The sequence below is a fragment of the Bradyrhizobium elkanii USDA 76 genome (genome assembly GCF_023278185.1).
In the GTDB taxonomy this organism is placed as follows: domain Bacteria; phylum Pseudomonadota; class Alphaproteobacteria; order Rhizobiales; family Xanthobacteraceae; genus Bradyrhizobium; species Bradyrhizobium elkanii.
Genome location: NZ_CP066356.1, coordinates 4,513,093 through 4,531,213, shown reverse-complemented (window position 1 = coordinate 4,531,213; position 18,121 = coordinate 4,513,093). Strand labels below are relative to the sequence as shown.

Sequence of the window (18,121 nt, the reverse complement as noted above, 5' to 3'; positions counted from 1 at the left end):
TCATTGCACAAGCGCCCCGGCCCTCACCGGAGGTGTAGCGTCCAACTCGGCAATCCGGCGGTCAATCACACCGATCACGTATTTCGAGAACGGCCCGAAGTGCAAGTACAGCGCCATCAGCATCACGATGTAACGCAGCGCGCCCGGATTGGACTTGGCGACCTCGACGAAGGTCTTCCAGAACGGCTCGCGAACCTCCGGCAGGGCACTTATGATCTTGTGTACGCCTTCGATGCCGCCAAGCCTCTTGCGCATGTCGCCATCCGGCAGGTCGCGGCGCCGGTCCGACCGGTCGAGCATGGCGGCAAGCCGCGACAGCCGTCCTGCATATCCCGTCGGGCTGTACACGTGCCCGAGCACGGCCTTGTAATCCGTGAGGATGTCACGAAGCGGACGCTTGGTGTCGAAATTGCAGCCCAGCGTGCACTGGTCGCCCGCCTGCTCGACCTTCATGAGATCATGGCCCTCGTGCAGTCGGCCTTCCTTAGCCAGCCGCCGCGTCAGCTGTGTGCCAGGCAGCGCATAGAGCAGTCCAACCATGCAGACTGGAATGCTCGCCTCCTCGATGAAGTCGATCATCGCCTGTGCCATCGAGACTTTTTCGGTATCGAACCCGACGATGAAACCCGCGGTGACAAACATGCCATAGTCATAGATCTTGTGAACGCTCTCGGCGATGTTGCGCCTGGTGTTCTGCTTTTTCTTCATCTGCACGAGGGTCTCTGGATCCGGACTCTCAATGCCGACGAAAATGCCGAAGAAGTTGGCGTCCTTCATTGCCTGCAGCAGTTCGCTGTCGTCAGCGATATTGATCGAGGCTTCGGTCGAGAATTCGAACGGATAGTCCCGCTCTTCCAGCCAGGCTTTGAGCCGCGGCAGCAAGACTCGGAGGTTTTTCTTGTTGCCGATGAAATTGTCGTCGACGAAATCGACGTGCCCTCGATAACCGTGATCGTAGAGCGCTTGCAGCTCGGCGAGAATCTGATCGGGGGTTTTGGTACGCGGCACGCGCCCGTACAGCTCGATAATGTCGCAGAACTCGCAGGTAAACGGGCAGCCGCGCGAATACTGCACGCCAATGAAGAGATAATGCTCGAACTTGATCAAATCGTAGCGGGGCATCGGGCTTAGCGTGACATCGATCTTGAATTTCTCGGCGGTGAACACGCCCTTGCGCTCACCGCGTTCCCAAGCGGCGATGAATTCCTCGATGATGTGCTCGGCCTCGCCGATCACCTGGAAGTCCGCATCCGCGTAGAGGTGCGGGCTGGAGGAGACGTCGGGCCCGCCGACACATACCGGCTTGCCGTGCCGGTGGGCGAGATCGATCAGGTGGAGAAAATCAGGCTGCTGGTTGAGCATACCGCCGATCATGACGAGATCGGCCCAGTCGAGGTCCGCGTCGGTCGAAGGCTCGGTGTTACGGTTGACGAGGCGAATCTCCCAGTGCTTCGGCAGCATGGCGGCCACGGTGATCAGTCCGAGTGGCGCCGCCGGATACTTCGCGCCGACGAGTTCGCAAGCCTCCGTATAGTTCCAGAAAGAATCCGGAACGAACTTCGGATAGATCATGAGGACGCGGCAGGGACTCGTCATGTTGCTCCGGTCCGTACCACAAACCTCAAGGCTCAAGGGTACATTCACTGGTCGATACAGGCATTAAGTGCTCAAAAGGTGGCGGATAGCCAGACGATATTTCGCCTTACCGCGAGCCCGGTCCTATCCCCGGGCCTGCCTGCTGTCAGCTATTCCGGTCAATATCACTCACCCGCCGGCCCGCGCGTCCAGCGATAGCGCACGCCGGGCTCCCTCTCCTCGTCGCCGATGACGTCGGTCTCCTCATCCGCGACAAAACCGCGCGTCTCGTAGAAGCGGCGCGCGGGCGTTGCATTGAAACGTCCAGAGCTGCAGCCGGTCCGGGTCTTGCGATCTCGAGCAGCGCGCCGCCGATGCCGCGGCCCTGTGCGCCCGGCAGCACGTAGAGCTGCCCGATCCAGCCGTCGCGGAATGCGATCACGCCGCTCATCGCCGCGCCGTCGAACGCCCCCCCCCACAGCGTGCAGGTAGCAAACATCTGCTCGCGATAGAACCAGCGATCTTCGTCGGGCGTGCGCGGGCCGGCGAGCCACGGCAGCGTCTCGTCGAACGCCGCGCGATGCACGCCCGCGGCGGCATCCGTGTCGGCCGGCGTGAGCCGCCTAATACTCAATCCCGAATTCGTCATAGAGGCGGCGGAACACGGCGGGCAGCACTTCGGTGAGATCTTCCGCGATCAGGCCGGGGCCCGCCTCGCTCGCGCTCTCGCCGTGCATCCAGACGCCGATGCTGGCGGCCTCGAAGGCCGCGACGCCCTGCGCCAGGAAACCCGCGATGATGCCTGACAGCACGTCGCCGGCGCCGGCGGTGGCGAGCCACGGCGGCGCGTTGGCGGCGACGGTGGCGCGGCCGTCGGGAGACGCGATCACCGTGTCGGCGCCCTTCAGCAGTACCACCGCGCCGGAGCGCTCGGCCGCCGCGCGCACGCGCTCGAGCTTGGAACGGCCGGGATGCTTGTTGGAGATATCGCTGAACAGCCGCGGAAACTCGCCCTCATGCGGCGTCAGCACCACCTGCTGCCCGTCGCTTGCCTTGATCGCCTCGAACAGCCGGTCCGGCGCGCCGGCAAAGCTGGTCAGCGCGTCGGCGTCGAGCACCAGATGCCGCTGCGCCGACAGCGCGGTGTGGACGAAGTCACGGGTCCGCGCGCTGACCCCGGCGCCCGGACCGATCACGCAGGCATTGAGGCGCTTGTCGCCGAGCAGCTCGGCGAACTGGATCGGATTGTCGACCGCGCGCACCATCACCGCGGTCAGCGCCGCCGCATTGACGGCAAGCGCATCGCGCGGCGAGGCCAGCGTCACGAGGCCGGCGCCGGCGCGCAGCGCGGCACGCGCGGCAAGCCGTGCCGCGCCGGTCGAGGCGAGATCGCCCGACACCACGACGGCATGCCCCCGCGCGTACTTGTGGCCGTCGATCCGGGGCACCGGAAACGACCAGCGCCAGGCCTCCGGCAAGTTCTCCGCGGTCAGCGGCTTTATCTCGTCGAGCACCTGCGCGGCGATGCCGATGTCGGCGACGCGCACCCGGCCGCAATACATCCGGCCCGGCAGCAACAGATGCGCGGGCTTCTTGCGGAAGAACGTGACGGTCTCGGCCGCCTGCACGGCGGCCCCCATCACGGCGCCTGTCGTGCCGTTGATGCCGCTCGGCAGATCGACCGCCAGCACCGGCGTACCGTTGGCATTGATCGCCCCGATCATCTCCAGCGGATCGCCCTTCACCGGCCGGTTGAGGCCGGCACCGAACAGCGCGTCGATGATCAGCGCCGGCTTGCCGAGCGCCTGCGGGTTGAACGGCAGCACCGGATATTTCCAGCCCTTCGCCGCCAGCGCCGCATCGCCCTGCAGGCTGTCGCGCTCGCAGAGCAGGATCACCGAGACCTCGCGGCCGCGCGCGGCAAGCTCGGCGGCGGCGACAAAGCCGTCGCCGCCATTGTTGCCGCGGCCGGCGACCACCACGATCGGCCCCTCCTCGACCAGGTCCATCGCGGCTTCCGCGACGGCCTGACCGGCGCTCATCATCAGCGCGAAGCCCGGCGTTCCGGCTGCGATGGTCAGCCGGTCGGCGCGTTCCATCTCGGTCGTCGTCAGAACGTCCATGCCGTATCCTCAATCGCTTCGCCTTTTCGAGAGGCAATTCCTGTAACGTTCGCGGGGTTTCTACTGGCCGACTGCATACGGTTTGATCTATTTGCCTATTTGTTAGGCTTGGATATCATAGCCCATGTGGTTCGATATCAGCCGATTGCCTGTTAAAAGGCTGATAACATTCCGAAATCGGGGACCTTAACAACTTGGCATAGACCCTGCTTTTGAGGAAGCCGCGCGCAAGGCCGCTCCATGCGACCATTGCGCGTGTTTCCGGCCACCGGCCGGAAGCCTTAAGACCAACCAGACTGCGCCCCACGCGCATCGAACTCGACCCTGCAATCTGCAATGCCCGGGAGGCGCTCAGTGAAGAAGATTGAAGCCATCATCAAGCCCTTCAAGCTCGACGAGGTGAAAGAAGCGCTCCAGGAAGTCGGACTGCAAGGCATCACCGTGACCGAGGCCAAGGGATTTGGCCGCCAGAAGGGCCATGCCGAACTCTATCGCGGTGCGGAATACATCGTCGACTTCCTGCCCAAGGTGAAGATCGAGATCGTGATCGGCGACGACCTCGTCGAGAAGGCGATCGACGCGATCCGCCGCGCCGCGCAGACCGGCCGGATCGGCGACGGCAAGATCTTCGTCTCCAACATCGAGGAAGCCATCCGCATCCGGACCGGCGAATCCGGGCTGGACGCTATTTAAGGGCGGTGCTATCCGGATTTTCTGACGGCAAAAGAGAAAAAAGGCTGCTTCGGCAGCCTGATTTCGTTTGAGTAGTCACACGAACTCGCCAAAAGCGGGAATAACGTCGCTCTCCGCTGGAAACCGACCCGTACATCCATAAGGGGTATTCATGAAGACCGCCAAAGACGTCCTGAAATCGATCAAGGACAACGACGTCAAATACGTCGACCTGCGCTTCACCGATCCGCGCGGCAAGTGGCAGCACGTCACCTTCGACGTCAGCATGATCGACGATGACATCTTCGCCGAGGGAACGATGTTCGACGGCTCGTCGATCGCCGGCTGGAAGGCGATCAATGAATCCGACATGTGCCTGATGCCCGACCCGGTCACCGCGACGATCGACCCGTTCTTCGCCGAGACCACCATGGTCATCACCTGCGACGTGCTCGAGCCGACCACCGGCGAGCCTTACAACCGCGACCCCCGCGGCATCGCCAAGAAGGCCGAGGCGATGGTGAAGTCGATGGGCGTGGGCGACACCGTGTTCGTCGGCCCCGAGGCCGAATTCTTCGTGTTCGACGACGTGCGCTATTCGGCCGAACCCTACAACACCGGCTTCCGCCTCGACTCCTCCGAGTTGCCGATCAACTCGGCGACCGAATATGAGGGCGGCAACCTCGGCCACCGCATCCGCACCAAGGCCGGCTACTTCCCGGTGCCGCCGCAGGACTCGGTGCAGGACATGCGCTCGGAGATGCTCGGCGCGATGGCCAAGATGGGCGTCAAGGTCGAGAAGCACCACCACGAGGTGGCGTCGGCCCAGCACGAGCTCGGCATGAAGTTCGACACCCTGACGCTGATGGCCGACCAGATGCAGGTCTACAAGTACTGCATCCACCAGGTCGCCCACATCTACGGCAAGACCGCCACCTTCATGCCGAAGCCGGTCTATGGCGACAACGGCTCGGGCATGCACGTCCACCAGTCGATCTGGAAGGACGGCAAGCCGACCTTCGCCGGCAACAAATACGCCGACCTGTCGGAGACCTGCCTGCACTATATCGGCGGCATCATCAAGCACGCCAAGGCTATCAACGCCTTCACCAACCCGTCCACCAACTCCTACAAGCGTCTGGTCCCGGGCTATGAAGCCCCGGTGCTGCTCGCCTACTCGGCGCGCAACCGTTCGGCGTCCTGCCGCATCCCCTACACCGCGAACCCGAAGGCCAAGCGCGTCGAGGTGCGTTTCCCCGACCCGATGGCCAATCCCTATCTCGGCTTCGCCGCGATGCTGATGGCCGGCCTCGACGGCATCAAGAACAAGATCGATCCGGGTCCGGCGATGGACAAGGACCTCTACGATCTGCCGAAGGAAGAGTTGAAGCAGATCCCGACCGTGTGCGGCTCGCTGCGCGAGGCGCTCGAGAGCCTCGACAAGGACCGCGCGTTCCTCAAGAACGGCGGCGTGTTCGACGACGACTTCATCGACGCCTATATCGAGCTCAAGATGACCGAGGTCGCCCGTTTCGAGATGACCCCGCACCCGGTCGAGTTCGAGATGTACTACTCGCTGTAAGCTCTCTACAGCACTCACCGATGCGAAAGGCGCTTCCACCGGAAGCGCCTTTTGTTTTTGTACGCGACTACACCTTCGCCTTGGCGAGCCGCCGTCCGCCGGCGTCGAGCTCGTCGAAGGCGCTGAGGTCGCAAAGGTTTGCGCCGACTATGCGGTGATCGACACCGCGCAGCGCACCCAGGCGATCTTCATGCCGCTCGGCTACATGCTCGGCCAGGATCCGCTGCTGATCAAGGCGGACATGCTGGTGCGCCGCACCGGCAAGAACCCGATCACGGTGCGCGGCCTCGCACACGCGCTCGGCCTCAGCGAACGCACGCTGAACCGCCGCTTCCGCGAACTGACCCACGAGCCTCCGCAGGCCTTCATCATGCGTCGCCGCGTCGAGCACGCCCGCACGCTGCTGGAGACCACAGCGCAGCCGATCAAGGCGATCGCCCGCGCCACCGGCTATGAGGACGAGAGCAGCTTTCGAAAAGCCTTCCGCAAGCTCACGCTCACCTCACTCCAGGCCTACCGCGCGCAGCGATCGATCCGTGCGGCCTGATCGCAGCGCGTCACACCCGGAACAGCTTGGCGTACTTCGCCTTGATCTCCTCGGACTGCACCTGCACCTGGGCCGGATCGGCTTTCAGCATTTTCAGTTTGTCGAGCGGCACGTGCCCGGCCTTCTCCTTCACCTTGCCGTGGAACGAACGGTGCGCGAATTCGTCGGCCAGCATCTGTTGGGTCTCGGCGCTGAAGAAATAGCTCTGGAACAGCCGCGCGGCATTCGGGTTCGGCGCGTTCTTGAAGATGCCGCTGGGGACGATGATCAGCGGCGCGCCTTCGGTTGGATAGACCACCTCGACAGGCTTGCCCTGATCTTTGGCCAGCACGAGGTTATAGTCGTTGCCGTCGGCCATCACCGCGCGCTCGCCGAGCAGGATCTTTTTCGGTGGATCGGCTGCCGACTGCACCTGCATCACCCGCTGCTGCGAAAGCTTCTCCAGATACGGCCAGCCGAGGTCGCGTGCCAGCACGAAGGTCGCGGTCATGATCGCGCCGGAATAGCTCGGGTGACCCTTGACGATCTTGCCGCGCCACTTGGGATCGAGCAGGTCGGCGTAGCTCTTCGGCGCCTCCTCGCGCTTCACCTGCTCGGTGTTGTAGCCGATCACCTCGAACCAGGCGCAGGATGTCGCCGAGGTGCCGTCGGGATCGATCTGGTCGGCCGGAAAATGCCTGGCGACGTCCTCCGGGACATAGGCCGCGAGCCAGTCGTTCTTCTTCCAATCGAGATAATGCGCGGGATCGGTGGAATTGGCGACGTCGACGGCGTTGATGCCGCTGCCCTGCTCCTGCGCGATGCGCTGGAAGATGCGCTCCGCGCCGGAGCGCTCGACGCGGACGCTGATTCCGGGATATTTCTGCTCGAAGTCACGCGCGAGACGCTCGGCCGTGTTCAGTTCCAGCGCGCTGTAGAACGAGATCTTGCCTTCCTTCTTCGCGGCTGCGATCAGCTCCGGCGTCACGGCTTCCGCCGGCGGCGCCGCCGCGCGCAGCGGCTCTGCGAATACCATGCCGGCGGCGGTGGCCGCCGTCACCTTGAGCCAGTCGCGCCTCGACCATTTGCGGTCCTGCATTCCATACTCCCTGAGATCGGGCCGTTGACCGGCCGCGCCTTTGTCGCGGGAGCTTAGCGCGTAGCATGGGTAGAGCGAAGCGAAACCCAGCGGCCGCATCGGGGATGTTGGGTTTCGCGCAGTTTATCATCGGGCCGCGCGTTGCGGACCCGTTGGCATCCAGGCGACGCCGCGGTCTACGTCTTCCCGGGCGGATTCTCGCGCAGGAAGCGTTCGAGATCGGGCTGCACGGAATAAGGCTGTGGAACCGGATCGCCCTGAAAGTCGACCTGAAGATCAAGGCAGCGCCGCAGCATCCGCGCCAGTTCGCCGCGCCGATAGGGCTTGATGAGCAGCGGAATGCCGTGCCCGCCACGCCCCTGCTGCGCAGGCAGCACGCCGTCGCTGTAGCCCGAGGTGAACAGCACCCGCAGCGCCGGGCGCCCCGCCATCAGTGTCTCCGCCAATTGCCGGCCGTTCATGCTGCCGGGCATCACGATATCGGTGAACAGAAGGTCGAACGCGGTGCCGCGTTTGACGATTTCGAGCGCGACGTCCGCGTTTGCCGCGACCAACACGTGGTAGCCGAGGCTTTCGAGCTGGCCCGTGACATAGTCCCGGATCGTAGGGTCGTCCTCGACGCACAGGATCGTCTCGTCGCCACCCCTGACGGGCAGATCGTCCTCCTCCGCCGCGCGCTGTGCGGTGCCGTCGGCCTTCGGCAGATAGATCCTGAAGATGGTGCCGCGCCCCTGCTCGCTCTTGACCTCGATACCGCCGCCGCTTTGCTTGACGAAGCCGAACACCATGCTGAGCCCGAGCCCGGCGCCCTGCCCGACCTCCTTGGTGGAAAAGAACGGATCGAAGATCTTCTCCAGATGCGTCGGCGAAATGCCGGTGCCGGTATCGGTCACCTCGATCACGAGATGATCGCCGGCGCGCTCGACGCCGCACGTCACGGCGTCGGGAATCCCGAGCTGGATGTTGCGGGTCGCAAAGCTCAGCGTGCCGCCGTCAGGCATGGCATCGCGCGCATTGATGGCGAGATTGACCAGCGCGGCACCAAGCTGGCTGCGGTCGACGAAGGCGAGCCAGGCGTTGCGGCCGAGCTCCGTCCTGATCTCGGTCTGCGAGCCGAGCGTCTGCGACAGCAGCCGGACCACCTCGCCGACCAGGTCGTTGACGTCGGTCTCGGCGGGCTGCAGTGGTTGCTTGCGCGCGAATGCCAGGAGGCTCGAGGTGAGCTGCGCGCCGCGATCGGCGGCATCGCTGATCAGCTTGGCGATCGCAGCAAGCTGCGGGTTGTCCTTGACGCCGTCGGCGAGGATCTCGATCGTGCCGGTGATCACGGTCAGCATGTTGTTGAAGTCGTGCGCGATGCCGCCGGTCAGCCGCCCCAGCGATTCCGACTTCTGCGCCTGGATCAACTGCTCCTCGGCGATCCGGCGCTGGCTGACATCCCTGACAAAGGAATTGATGATCCAGCCGTCGCCGCGGCGCAGCGCGTTGAGCGACACCTCGACATAGAACCGGTGACCGTCGCGGTGCAGGCACGCCGTTTCATAGCGCATGCCCATGCCGCCGGCCGCGGTTTCCTGCAGGAAGCGGGTGATCCGCTGCCGGTGCGCAAGGCGCAGCTCCTCCGGAAACACCAGTTCGACCACCCGATGGCCGACCGCCTCGGACCGCGTCCAGCCAGTCAGCGCCTCGGCCTGCGGGCTCCAGTCGAGAATGAAGCCGTCCTGGTCGGTCTGGACGAAGGCGTCGAGCGCGGTCCTGACGATGGCCTGCGCCATCTGCTCGCTCTCGACCAGCGCCTGGTGTGCCCGCCGCTGCGCGGTGACGTCGTGCAGCACGGCGACCGCGCCCCGCAGATTGCCGGTATCGTCGCGCAGCGGCCGCGCGTTGACGACAAGGAATACGGCCGGTTGCGGCGGTTGCGGTTTGACGATCAGCTCGAAATCGTCGACGTTATCGCCGCGCAGCGCACGCGCCATCGGCGTGTCCGGGATCGGCATCACGGTGGTGCCGTCGGCATAATAGTTCTGGAAGGTGCGAACGCCGGTCAGGGTATCAAACCCGGGTTCGACGCTGTACAGCCGCCGCGCCGCGGCGTTGACGATCACGATCATCCCGTGCTCGTCGGCGACCACCACCGGATCGCGGATGCTCTCGACGGTCTTCTCCAGCAGGTGCTGCCTGCTGCCCAGCTGCGCCGACAATTCGGCCAGCGTCGCCGCAAGCTGAGCGGTCTCGCCGTCATCGCTCGAGCCGAGCGTGACCTGCTGGCCGCGCGACAGCGCCTCCGCAGCCCGCACCAGCTGGGCGGGCGTCCTGGACAGCGATCTCGCAATCACCTCAGCCGTCATCAATACCACCGCAACCGCGCCACCCGCGAGCAGAATGCCCGGCCAGGTCACGCCATGGATGAAGCCCAGCGCGAGCAGGAGCGCGGCGACGGGAAACATCATCCCCATCGCCAGACGGCCCGACAAATTCATCCCGACCACCCCCTCGTGTCGGCTGCACCGAAAATGGAAAAGGAAAAACAGTAATCCGGAAAGGGGTGTCGGCGCCGGAGCAAATATCCCTGTTGCTTAGCCGAGTCCGGCGCGGCAATCCGCCACTTTCGTATCCGTATTAGTACGGAGAAAGACCGTTTCCGGCGCGCGCTCGATACCGGAAGAACAGCTGCGGCCTGTCAACCAGCGGGACATCTCGCCAGCAGCGCAACTCAACATACTGAGAATCCGCGTGAAGGCCCCGGAGTACATGTCTGGCGCCACGGTCAGGCACCGGCCGAACGCGCCATGCAGGATGCCGACATGGTCGCCTGCCGAACATGCAGCGCTCCGCATCCCCGCGTTCGGGGTCCGGCCCAGCCCTCCCCGGCGCTTGGCGACACTCTCAACGCCGACTAACGACACCTCGAAGTACCTCGGCTCCGGGACGCATCAGATGTTCGAGCTCGATACCGTGAGGCGGCCAAACAGGGCCCCGATCCACGAGCTCGAGCGCTCCATGGCAAGCGGTGTTCCCGATTGCGGACGAACAATATCTCGGTCAAAATCGTCGGGACAGTTCAGGAAGGGTGAGCTGATAAAAGAAAGACGATGTGACGTACAGGCCGCATCCTCATCCCTGGGAAGCTTAAGCTGCAAATACCCATCCGGGTCCCGTTGAATGTTAGCACGCCGAAGAGCGGATCTGCTCTCAAGGCGGGTGACCTTGCATTTGATACGGAGCACAAAATGGATTCCATGCTGGATGACAGGAGCGCGGAAGGGCGGCTCGCGAGCTTGGAAGAGCAGCTTTCGAACCTCGCGCGCGAAGCGGGAGTCACTCCTTCCGACCCGCCGACCACCATGAAGGCGTTTCGCGCGCCGCTAGCGACGGTTCATCGATTGGCGGATTGGCGCCACCTGGCTCTTGTCGGTTCTGTGCTGGCAGCATGCATTGGTGGCGCTGCTTGGTGGTGGTCGTCACCCACAGATACGGCGATGGTGGCCTCCTCTGGGCACTCCTCACCTCCTGCGCAAACCCCACCGAAAGACGCCGCGCCGAAAGACGTTGCGCCGACTGCCGCCGCACTTTCTTCCGACCTGGCGCAGCAGCTTCAACCGATGGCGCGTGATCTCGCTGCCTTGAGGCAAGCGGTCGAACAGCTTGAGGTGAGGCAGGAACAATTGGTCCGCGACCATAAGAACCTCGCAAGCCAACTCGAGGCGAGCCAAGCCGAAATGGCGCGCAGCAAGGATATCATCGACCAGATCAAGGCGACCCAGGATCAGATGGCGCGCGAAAGCGAGACGGTCACCGAGCGGCTCAACGCAAGCCAGGAACAGCTGGCCGGTGTCACCGCCAACGCCGCGGAGCCAAAGGTGAGCCCCGAACAGCCAACGGTAACCCCGGAAATACCCCTGCCGCGCGCGCGGCCGTCGGCCAATGTTGCCCAAACGCGCAAACCGGCGCCACCCCCGGCGCGGCCGCACGCCACCGCCAAACCGCAACCGCCGGCATGGCCATGGTCAGTGCGCTAATGCCGTGACGTGCCTGCTTCCTGCGCGCCATCGACGCGGCAACGCTCATACCTGCATTTGCGATCAATGAAGCAACACGAAGAGGCCGCTGGCGCTGGTCAGCGGCCTCTTGAACCTGATCTTAAATGAACGTCTTGGTGGTAAAATCTTTGCCTCAGGTCCGCCATTATTAAACGGGGAATTCGCCACACAGTGAAGTCCTAACAGGTGCGACGCTCAACGGAACTCTTGGGACGTTGCAGGGACAACACACTTTGCGTTGGGGACGATCCACTCGCCTGCCGCGCGGCTCATGGCTTGCCAAACCAAGGTGCGCCAAGCCGACCCGACGGGCAACTCAGCAAAAACCTGTCAATCCTCGCGCGCGAAAATATTTCGCTTTATCCGAAGCGCAGCTCAGTGTATCAATTCCCCGTCTCACCCGATCGAGGGGCGCTTCGCGGTCGTCACGAACGTGGGTCGAGATGCGGTGGACGCCGAGCGTGTGACTGACGAGATCGCGCAAGGCGGACGGCGAAATCGTGCAGGCCTGACGCCCTAACGGCAGGTGTCTTTTCACATTGCGCGATGCGCGTTGTGGAGACGGTGACAACAAAGCCCAGTCTCGCCGGGGAGAGCACGTATAAGCCGTAACCCATCGCGCAGGGAAAGCCGGGTTGTATCCGGTTACACCTGTGGTCCTACCCCCGAGCTTTCTACCCATTGCTCGGGGCCCATGGGTGCGATCGGCACCCGGCTTTCCCTGCGCCCTCTGCTCAAGAGAGGGCCCAACGAAGAGCAAAGCTCGGACAAAACATGTCGCGAGAACGCGGATGTGTGACTCACAGACTGCGCGACACACTCAATGTCGTCCCGGCGAAGGGCGGGACCCATTACCATCGATGGTCATTGTTGAGCAGTGCTGCAATGACGAGTCCCCTCCACAACACCCGCTGCGGAGTATGGGTCCGGCCTTCGCCGGGACGACAGCTCGTTTTCCGGAGACCGACGTCATGCTAAACGCGCAGGGACGATGGCGGTGAAACCGTCCTACGCCGCCCGCCGCCGCTCGCGCAGCGCGTCGCCGAAGGCTTCGAACAGGGCACGGTTGATCGGATTGCGCTGCGGATCGTATTCGGCGTGCCACTGCACACCCAGCGCAAAGCCCGGCGCATCCGCGATGCGGATCGCCTCGATGGTGCCGTCCTCGGCAATGCCCTCGATCACGACGCGCTTGCCGGGCTCGAGGATGCCCTGGCCGTGCAGCGAATTGACCCGAATGGTCTCCCGGCCGAGGATTTTTGCAAACGCGCCGCCCGGCGTCAGTGCGACGTCATGACGGTCGGCGAACACAACGGTCGGGTCAGGATGGATTTCGCCGTTCTCGAGCCGCGGCATCCGGTGGTTCATGCGGCCCGGAATCTCGCGGATCTCCGGATGCAGCGAGCCGCCGAAGGCGACGTTCATCTCCTGCAGGCCGCGGCAGATACCGAAGATCGGAACGCCGCGTGCGACACAGGCCTCCGACAGCGCCAGCGCGACGTCGTCGCGGTGGATGTCGTAGGGCTCGTGGGCGGCACACGGTTCGGTGTTGAAACGGGTCGGATGAACATTGGCGCGGGCCCCGGTCAGCACGACCCCGTCGACCACGTCGAGCAAGGCGCCGACCTCGGTGATTTCGGGGCTGCCCGCGAACATCAGCGGCACCGCGCCCGACACCTCGGCAACCGCGCGAAGGTTGCGCTCCCCGACCATCTGGACTGTGAAACGATTTTCGATGCGATGGGCGTTTCCGATCACGCCGACCACGGGCCGTCTCATTATTGAAGTCTCGCGCAATGATTCTTCTAAGTTTGCGACGTTGCGGAGACGATCATGCCTTCGAGTTCCCGCCGGATCAACTGTCTATATCTGCACAGGGGGGCTTGCAGTCCTGCACAGATTCGCACCCCTCGGGACCCAAAGCCGGCCGGACGGCACCACCAATCGCGCCCGGCGCCGCAGCGCGTCAGCGGCAAACCGGCACGGTCCCGCCAGCTTGATCCCGGCGGGGTTTTCGCCAAAGACTGCTTCGGACCGTCGCGAAGGGGGAATCACCCGTGACAGACTCGGCTGACCATCGCCTGCAGGCCCGCAACGACTTGGCATGGGCGATCGCCGTCGGCGGGATCGGCGTGGTGCTGTTCGCGGCCCTGCTGACCTTCGCCTGGCATTTCGCCGCCACCCTGTTCCTGCTGTTCGCGGGCATGCTGCTCGGGGTCGCCCTCAATGCCATGACCACCCTGCTCGGCCGGCTGACCAAGCTGCCCCACGCGTTGCGGCTTGCGATCGTCTGCCTGGCGATGGCCGGGCTGCTGTCCGGCATCGTGTTCCTCGGCGGCACCACGATCGCGCAGCAGGCCACGGTGCTGAGCAACACGATTAAATCGCAGCTCGGCAGCGTCAAGGACTTCCTCGAACAGCACGGGGTCGACACCAGCTATCTCGATTTCACCAATGCCGCCGGCGAGGCGAAGGGCGAAGGCACCGCCGTGACGACAACGACGACGCCCCCATCGTCCCAGTCCCATGGCATCCCCGGCGCCGGCGCGCTGGCCTCCAGCGGCGGCGCCATCATCAGCCAGACGCTGAAGGTGCTGCTCGGCACCGTCAGCGTCGTCGGCAACTTCTTCATCGTGCTGTTTCTCGGGCTCGCCTTCGCGGCCCAGCCAAGCATCTACCGCGCCGGACTGTTGTTCATCGCGCCGGCGAAGTACCGCGCGCAGGCGACAATCATCGTCGACCGCATCGGCGAGACGCTGGAGCGCTGGCTGATCGCGCAGATCATCACGATGACGGCGGTGTTCCTTGTCACCTGGATCGGGCTTGCCATCATCGGCATTCCGAGTTCGTTCATCCTCGGCATCCAGGCCGGCCTGCTCGCCTTCATCCCGACGGTCGGCGCGATCCTCGGCGGGCTGATCGTGGTGCTGGCGAGCCTTGCGACAGGATGGATCGCGGCGCTGTCGGCCTTCATCCTGTTCCTCGGCGTCCACGCGCTGGAAAGCTACGTGCTGACGCCGATCATCCAGCGCCAGGCGCTCGACATCCCGCCGGCGACGCTGTTCGCGTTCCAGATCCTGCTCGGCGTCGTGTTCGGCATCTGGGGGCTGGCGCTGGCGCTGCCGCTGATGGCGATCGCCAAGGTGATGATCGATCACTTCAAGACGGAGGAGCCGGCGCGGGCCGCGTGACCCACGTCAGGAGAGCAGCAGCACGGTTCCCGCGACCATCAGCATCACGCCGGCCAGCATCACCATCGGCCAGCGGCTCTTCGGCGGCTGGTATCGCCCCTGGGCGCGCCGTTCGGCGATCAGCGCGGTCTCGTACTCATTGGAGTCCGAGAACAGGCAGGCGAAACCGCTGCGCGCCGAAACCGCATCCGCTTCGAGCGACATCAGGGCTGACTGCGGATTGCGGGGGCGGATCGACTCCATGCCCGAAAGCATGGGATCGAATGGTTAACCACTCGTTACCACACTCATGCCCGGACGCTTGCCGGCTTTTGCCGCGCCGAAGCCGGCAGGCCCGCGGTCTTGCGCCGCCAGTTCTCCAGCGAGAGCGGCAATTCCTCCGCCGCCTCGACGCGGTTGCGGCCGCCGCGCTTGGCTTGGTAGAGCGCGGTGTCGGCCGAGGCCAGCAGCACCTCGAGTTCGGTGCCGGCGGGGCCGCCGGCGACGCCGATACTGACCGTGGTGTCGACCGCGCCTTCCTCGCAGGTGATGTTGCTGTTCTCGAAGGCTTCGCGCACGCGCTCGGCGACCAGCACACCTTCCTCCAGCGAGCACGGCAGCAGCGCCGCGAATTCCTCGCCGCCGATCCGGCCCGACAGATCGCTGATCCTGAGGCTGTTGACTACCACGGCGGAGAACAGTTTCAGGATCTCGTCGCCCGCGGGATGGCCGAAGCGGTCGTTGATCGACTTGAAGTGATCGATGTCGAAGATCATCACGGTGACCGGCCGGCCGGCAACGGACTCGCGCTCGATCACCCGGGCGCAGGCCTCGGTGAAGCCGCGGCGGTTGAGCATGCCGCTCAGGGGATCGATCGACGCAGCCGTCTTGTGCACGGCCACCGCGCGGTCCGACACCATCATGAAGATCACGAACACCGTGCCGATCGCGTACAGCACGAGCTCGATCGAGAACAGCGTAACCCAAAAGCTGGAAACGAAATTCTGGCCGTTCAATCGCAGGAGGTCGCCGACCAGGATCGGCAGCATCAGGACGCAACCGTGCGCGACCGGGATCACGATCGCAAGCCAGCGCCGCTGCATCGCACGGCGGCGCTCGCTCCACAGTTCGGAGGCGGTCAGCGCGGCGTAGATCGCGACGATCCCGGCGCCGATCGTCAGGCGCATCGCGGGATCCTCAACCGTCGTCATCGCGCCGATCCATGCGATCGGGCCGAGCACGAGGCCCAGCAGGCTGGCCTTGCGGCCGTGGAAAATGCGCGCGGCATTCCAGACCAGGCCGCAGGCGGCGAAGCCGATCGCATTGAGGCCCAGCAGAACCATCGGATCGAGCGTCGAACTGCCGACCGTCCAGACCGCGACCGAGGCCGCGCCGAGCAGATAGGCGGTGCCCCACCATTTCAGTGCGGAAATGTTCTCCTGCCTGCCGAACAACCACAGCATGGCGCCGAGCATGCCCGCGACCATGGTGGCGAACAAATAAAGTGTCGATGGATCGAACGACATGAACTCACCCCAGCCCGGTGTGATGCAACGTTCGCAGGCGCAAATAAATACGGTGATGCAGCGCCACTGCGAGCCCGCAAGCTAGAAGGTGCGAGTTCCAATTTCGTTTGCACGCACACGCAAGTTTTCATGAAAAACTGCGCTAATTCGCGCCGAAGCACGACCGGTCGGGTGCAGCAAAAAGGGCGCCTTGCGGCGCCCTCTGCAACTCGATGCCTGCGGCAACTGCCGCGAATTTTACAACTCGAATTAGCGCTTCGAGAACTGGAAGGACTTGCGGGCCTTCGCCTTGCCGTACTTCTTGCGCTCGACCGAGCGGCTGTCGCGGGTCAGGAAGCCGCCCTTTTTGAGGACGCCGCGCAGCTCGGGCTCGAAGTTGGTCAGCGCCTTCGAGATGCCGTGGCGGACAGCACCGGCCTGGCCGGAAAGACCGCCGCCGGCGACGGTGCAGATCACGTCGTACTGGCCGTTACGGGCGGCAGCGACCAGCGGCTGCTGGATCATCATGCGCAGCACCGGGCGGGCGAAGTAGACTTCGAACTCGCGGGTGTTGACCGAGATCTTGCCGGAGCCCGGCTTGACCCAGACGCGGGCGACCGCGTCCTTGCGCTTGCCGGTGGCGTAAGCGCGGTTGTACTTGTCGACCTTCTTGATGTATTTCGGCGCGTCGGGCGCGGCCGGCTTGACCTGCGAGAGCTGGTCGAGGGACTGCAACGTATCGGACATTATGCGGCCCTCGTGTTCTTGCGATTCAGGGAAGCGATATCGACCTTCTCGGGGCTCTGCGCTTCATGCGGATGATCGGCACCCGGATAGACGCGCAGATTGCCCATCTGCATGCGGCCGAGCGGACCGCGCGGGATCATGCGCTCGATCGCCTTCTCGACGACGCGCTCGGGGAAGCGACCCTCGAGGATCTGCTTCGCGGTGCGCTCCTTGATGCCACCGATGAAGCCGGTGTGCTTGTAGTAGGTCTTCTGGTCGCGCTTGCGACCGGTCAGCACCACATGCGCGGCGTTGACGATGATGACGTTGTCGCCGCAATCGACATGCGGGGTGTAGGTGGGCAAGTGTTTGCCGCGCAGGCGCATCGCGACGAGCGTGGCAAGACGACCGACGACCAGACCCTTGGCGTCGATCACGACCCACTTCTTCGTCACTTCGGCGGGCTTGGCCGAGAACGTGCTCATGTGTGAAATCCGTGAAAAGGAAATCGGCGCCGTATGCGCCGAACTGGGCAGCTTTCTAGAGAAGCGCCGGGCGCGCGTCAACGCCCACGCACTCGAATTACATCAGAGAAAACAATAGTTTGCAAATATGGTGCAATAATACCGTAGAAAAGCCTATTGATTTGGAATGGAATAGGTCGCCGTGACATGGGCAATGGGATCGGGAGACGAGCCGGAGAGCAGGTTGACCTCGCCCACCGCGAGCCGCTTGCCGAGCTTGAGCAGCTTGGCCACCGCGAGCACGTCCTGCCCCGGCTGGCCCTTGCGCAGAAAGTTGATGTTGAGGTTGGTGGTCACGGCAAGGCCGACCGGCCCGATCGCCGACAGCAGCACCACGTACATCGCGAAATCCGCCAGCCCCATCAGGGTCGGCCCGGACACCGTACCGCCCGGCCGCAGCATGCGCTCGCTGAAGCGCTGGCGCAGCAGGGCCGTCTCGCCGTCGGCGCTTTCGATCCGGACATCGTCGTGGACGAACGCCTGCGGGAATTCCCTCCGCAGGAACTCCTCCACGTCAGCCACGCTCATTTTCGCAGTCGCCATGCCGTCCCTGCCCTCGCTTCAGCCTGCCTGTTACAT

The 18,121-nt window shown here is 64.2% G+C and carries 16 protein-coding genes; 5 read left to right on the top strand and 11 right to left on the bottom strand.

The genetic code is table 11. The features are described 5' to 3' along the window. From JEY66_RS21985 to JEY66_RS21975, 3 genes are all read right to left on the bottom strand, one after another. Window positions 1-1,596 carry a B12-binding domain-containing radical SAM protein gene (locus tag JEY66_RS21985; protein WP_016845650.1) on the bottom strand — a complete coding sequence of 532 codons (1,596 nt, stop codon included), beginning with the start codon at window positions 1,594-1,596 and terminating at the stop codon, window positions 1-3. A gap of 145 nt (window positions 1,597-1,741) precedes the next feature. Next, the gene (locus JEY66_RS21980) at window positions 1,742-2,224 is read right to left on the bottom strand and encodes a GNAT family N-acetyltransferase (RefSeq protein WP_334454523.1); all 483 of its coding nucleotides are present in this window, start codon (window positions 2,222-2,224) and stop codon (window positions 1,742-1,744) included. Further along, complete coding sequence (locus tag JEY66_RS21975) at window positions 2,199-3,698, bottom strand: bifunctional ADP-dependent NAD(P)H-hydrate dehydratase/NAD(P)H-hydrate epimerase (RefSeq protein WP_018271874.1); 1,500 nt, start codon at window positions 3,696-3,698, stop codon at window positions 2,199-2,201. Before JEY66_RS21975 ends, JEY66_RS21980 begins: the two co-directional genes overlap by 26 nt. Before the next feature lie 354 nt (window positions 3,699-4,052). Between JEY66_RS21975 and JEY66_RS21970 the strand changes: the two genes are divergently transcribed. From JEY66_RS21970 to JEY66_RS21960, 3 genes are all read left to right on the top strand, one after another. Then, window positions 4,053-4,391 (top strand): P-II family nitrogen regulator, encoded by a 339-nt coding sequence (locus tag JEY66_RS21970; RefSeq protein ID WP_011441447.1) that lies wholly within the window; start codon window positions 4,053-4,055, stop codon window positions 4,389-4,391. Window positions 4,392-4,542: 151 nt separating this feature from the next. Continuing rightward, on the top strand, window positions 4,543-5,952 hold the full coding sequence (glnA, locus tag JEY66_RS21965; RefSeq protein ID WP_018271875.1) for a type I glutamate--ammonia ligase: 1,410 nt from the start codon (window positions 4,543-4,545) through the stop codon (window positions 5,950-5,952). Window positions 5,953-6,106: 154 nt separating this feature from the next. Then, window positions 6,107-6,499: a helix-turn-helix domain-containing protein gene (locus tag JEY66_RS21960; RefSeq protein WP_018271876.1), complete on the top strand. Its 393-nt coding sequence runs from the start codon at window positions 6,107-6,109 to the stop codon at window positions 6,497-6,499. 10 nt (window positions 6,500-6,509) lie between these two features. On the opposite strand, the gene JEY66_RS21955 is transcribed toward JEY66_RS21960, so the two are convergent. Beyond that, entirely contained in the window at window positions 6,510-7,577 is a 1,068-nt protein-coding gene (locus JEY66_RS21955) for an ABC transporter substrate-binding protein (protein WP_018271877.1), read from the bottom strand. 176 nt (window positions 7,578-7,753) lie between these two features. Continuing rightward, on the bottom strand, window positions 7,754-10,057 hold the full coding sequence (locus tag JEY66_RS21950; RefSeq protein WP_018271878.1) for a hybrid sensor histidine kinase/response regulator: 2,304 nt from the start codon (window positions 10,055-10,057) through the stop codon (window positions 7,754-7,756). 750 nt (window positions 10,058-10,807) lie between these two features. On the opposite strand from JEY66_RS21950, the gene JEY66_RS21945 reads away from it, so the two are divergent. Beyond that, window positions 10,808-11,596: a coiled-coil domain-containing protein gene (locus JEY66_RS21945; protein WP_018271879.1), complete on the top strand. Its 789-nt coding sequence runs from the start codon at window positions 10,808-10,810 to the stop codon at window positions 11,594-11,596. A 1,029-nt stretch (window positions 11,597-12,625) separates the two neighbouring features. Here the strand turns inward: JEY66_RS21945 and JEY66_RS21940 are convergent. Then, entirely contained in the window at window positions 12,626-13,396 is a 771-nt protein-coding gene (locus tag JEY66_RS21940; protein ID WP_021079122.1) for a gamma-glutamyl-gamma-aminobutyrate hydrolase family protein, read from the bottom strand. Between the two features lie 278 nt (window positions 13,397-13,674). Between JEY66_RS21940 and JEY66_RS21935 the strand changes: the two genes are divergently transcribed. Next, window positions 13,675-14,808, top strand: a complete 1,134-nt coding sequence (locus JEY66_RS21935) for an AI-2E family transporter (protein ID WP_026192827.1) — start codon at window positions 13,675-13,677, stop codon at window positions 14,806-14,808. A gap of 6 nt (window positions 14,809-14,814) precedes the next feature. On the opposite strand, the gene JEY66_RS21930 is transcribed toward JEY66_RS21935, so the two are convergent. The 5 genes from JEY66_RS21930 to JEY66_RS21910 all read right to left on the bottom strand — a co-directional run bounded on the left by JEY66_RS21930 (window position 14,815) and on the right by JEY66_RS21910 (window position 18,085). Further along, window positions 14,815-15,051: a hypothetical protein gene (locus JEY66_RS21930; RefSeq protein WP_018271881.1), complete on the bottom strand. Its 237-nt coding sequence runs from the start codon at window positions 15,049-15,051 to the stop codon at window positions 14,815-14,817. 44 nt (window positions 15,052-15,095) lie between these two features. Then, window positions 15,096-16,313 carry a GGDEF domain-containing protein gene (locus JEY66_RS21925; RefSeq protein WP_018271882.1) on the bottom strand — a complete coding sequence of 406 codons (1,218 nt, stop codon included), beginning with the start codon at window positions 16,311-16,313 and terminating at the stop codon, window positions 15,096-15,098. 249 nt (window positions 16,314-16,562) lie between these two features. Beyond that, window positions 16,563-17,039 carry a 30S ribosomal protein S9 gene (gene rpsI / locus JEY66_RS21920; protein ID WP_016840521.1) on the bottom strand — a complete coding sequence of 159 codons (477 nt, stop codon included), beginning with the start codon at window positions 17,037-17,039 and terminating at the stop codon, window positions 16,563-16,565. Continuing rightward, on the bottom strand, window positions 17,039-17,503 hold the full coding sequence (gene rplM, locus JEY66_RS21915) for a 50S ribosomal protein L13 (RefSeq protein ID WP_016840522.1): 465 nt from the start codon (window positions 17,501-17,503) through the stop codon (window positions 17,039-17,041). Before rplM ends, rpsI begins: the two co-directional genes overlap by 1 nt. A 153-nt stretch (window positions 17,504-17,656) precedes the next feature. Beyond that, the gene (locus JEY66_RS21910; protein ID WP_016840523.1) at window positions 17,657-18,085 is read right to left on the bottom strand and encodes a PaaI family thioesterase; all 429 of its coding nucleotides are present in this window, start codon (window positions 18,083-18,085) and stop codon (window positions 17,657-17,659) included. Window positions 18,086-18,121: the final 36 nt, after the last annotated feature.